Origin of the sequence: Pseudomonas bharatica, from assembly GCF_048586865.1 — a bacterium.
Taxonomy (GTDB): domain Bacteria; phylum Pseudomonadota; class Gammaproteobacteria; order Pseudomonadales; family Pseudomonadaceae; genus Aquipseudomonas; species Aquipseudomonas bharatica.
Genome location: NZ_JBMAWR010000063.1, coordinates 1 through 423, shown reverse-complemented (window position 1 = coordinate 423; position 423 = coordinate 1). Strand labels below are relative to the sequence as shown.

Genomic DNA, 423 nt, shown 5'->3' with positions numbered 1-423 from the left:
ACGCTGTTTTTCGGCGCATCGACGGTGACGGTGCCCTCACTCAGGCCCTTGGCGATGTTGATCGTCGAGCCGTTGCTCAGGCTGACGGTCATGTCGCTGCCGGCCGGGTTGGTCAGCTTGGCGGTGTAGGTGATCTGGCCGCCTTCCTGGACGGTGCCGGAGGCGGTCAGGCTTACCCCGGTGGTGTCGAGGTTGTTCGGGTTGTCATTGACTACGGTGCTGGGTGTGCCGGCGGTCACCAGCTTCTCGTAGTTGCCGCCGGTCACGCCGGTGATGCTGTTGGTCAGCGGCGCGTTGGTGCCGTAGACGTTGTTTGGCGCGGTGAAGTTGACCGAGCCGGAGGTTTCGTTGACGCCAATGGTGATGGATTGACCGTTGGCCAAGCTAATCACCAGCGGGGCTCCGGTAACCGGCGAACTGACG

1 protein-coding gene is annotated in these 423 nt (G+C 63.1%); it reads right to left on the bottom strand.

The annotated features are described in order from the left end of the window. Positions 1-392 (bottom strand): immunoglobulin-like domain-containing protein (locus ACKLLE_RS27135; RefSeq protein WP_420059612.1); only part of this gene is annotated, 392 nt, incomplete at its 3' end. Positions 393-423: the final 31 nt, after the last annotated feature.